Consider the following 1,484-nt stretch of genomic DNA (forward strand, 5'->3'; position numbering starts at 1 on the left):
GTCGCGGACCTGCTGGCGATGGCCGGCGTCCCGTTCCGGACGGCCCACGAGGTGGTCGCCGAGGCGGCGGCGGGGATGGACGACGGCGCGGCCGCCCCGCCTTCGAGACGCTGGACGCCGCCGCACAGTCCATCCTCGGCGAGTCGCTGTCGGCGTACGTCGACCGCGAGGCCGTCGAATCGGCGCTGGACCCCGTCGAGAGTGTCGCGGATCGGGACTCACGCGCGGTCCCGCCCCCGACGCGGTGGCCGAGAGCATCGACGCCGCGGCGGCGACGCTGGCCGAGGACGGGGCTGCGCTGACGGACCGCCGGGACGCGCTCGCCGAGGCAGCCCAGCGACTCGACGCGGAGGTCGAGACGTATGTGTAGGCGGCGACCCCGCGAGGGGCCAACCTACCAGATTTAGTATACACTCGAAACCTATCGCCGTTCGTTGCGCCGCTGATAGCCGTTAGTCGGTGCTTTTGCTACTATTGAATCCTGATAGGTTCGAAGCTATTAAGTAGATACGGGCGTGAGATAGCGGTATCTATGACGGAGTGCGTCGAGTGCGGGGCCGACGTGGCCCTACACGAGGACCTCGAAGCGGGAGAGATAGTCGACTGTGCCACTTGCGGTGCCGAACTCGAGGTAGTCGGGACGGACCCGGTCGCCCTCGAGACGCGCCCGAACTCGAAGAAGACTGGGGTGAGTGAGCCGTGAGCGCGGCCGGGTTGACCGTCGGACTGTTGTACTCACGCATCCGCAAGGACGAGAAACTCCTGCTGTCGGAGCTTCGAGAGCGCGACCACGAGGTCGTGAAGATAGACGTCCGGCGCGAGCGGTTCTCTATTTCGGACCCGCCGGCCGCCCTCGAGGACGTCGACATCCTCCTCGACCGGTGTCTGGCGACGAGCCGGAGCCGCTACATCAGCCGGTTCGCCGAGGCCTACGACGTGCCCATCGTCAACAGCCCGGAGACGGCCCGGATCTGTGCGGACAAAGTCGAGAACAGCCTCGCGTTGGAGGCAGCGGGCGTCCCGACGCCCAACACCGAAGTCGCGTTCACGAAAGACTCCGCTCTCGACATCGTCGAGGACTTCGGCTACCCCTGCGTGGTCAAGCCGGTCATCGGCTCGTGGGGTCGCCTGATGGCGAAACTGGACACCCGCGACGCCGCCGAGGCCGTCTTCGAGCACAAGGAGACGCTGGGCCACTACGAGCACAAGGTGTTCTACGTCCAGGAGTTCGTCGACAAGCCCGGTCGGGACATCCGCGTGCTGGCGACCGACGGCGAACCGGTCGCGGCGATGGTCCGCTCCTCGGACCACTGGATCACCAACGCCGCCAAGGGCGCCGACACCGACACCTTCGAGTTGGACGAGGAGGCGCTTGAGTTGGTCGAGCGGGCCAGCGAGGCCGTCGGCGGCGGGCTGTTGGGGATAGACTTGATGGAAGTAGGGGCGTCGCGCAGCGACGCCCAGAAGTCGAGCGGGGAGGGGAC

1 protein-coding gene and 2 pseudogenes are annotated in these 1,484 nt (G+C 67.2%); all 3 read left to right on the forward strand.

Features of this window, described 5'->3' with window-relative positions:
* A pseudogene (locus GJ629_RS15745) lies at nucleotides 1-370 on the forward strand (argininosuccinate lyase); the annotation flags it as partial.
* Nucleotides 371-532: 162 nt separating this feature from the next.
* A pseudogene (lysW, locus tag GJ629_RS15750) lies at nucleotides 533-696 on the forward strand (lysine biosynthesis protein LysW).
* 18 nt (nucleotides 697-714) lie between these two features.
* A partial coding sequence (locus GJ629_RS15755) for a RimK family alpha-L-glutamate ligase (RefSeq protein ID WP_157513844.1) occupies nucleotides 715-1,484 on the forward strand: 770 nt, incomplete at its 3' end.

The sequence above is a fragment of the Halapricum sp. CBA1109 genome, from assembly GCF_009741825.1.
Lineage (GTDB): Archaea > Halobacteriota > Halobacteria > Halobacteriales > Haloarculaceae > Halapricum.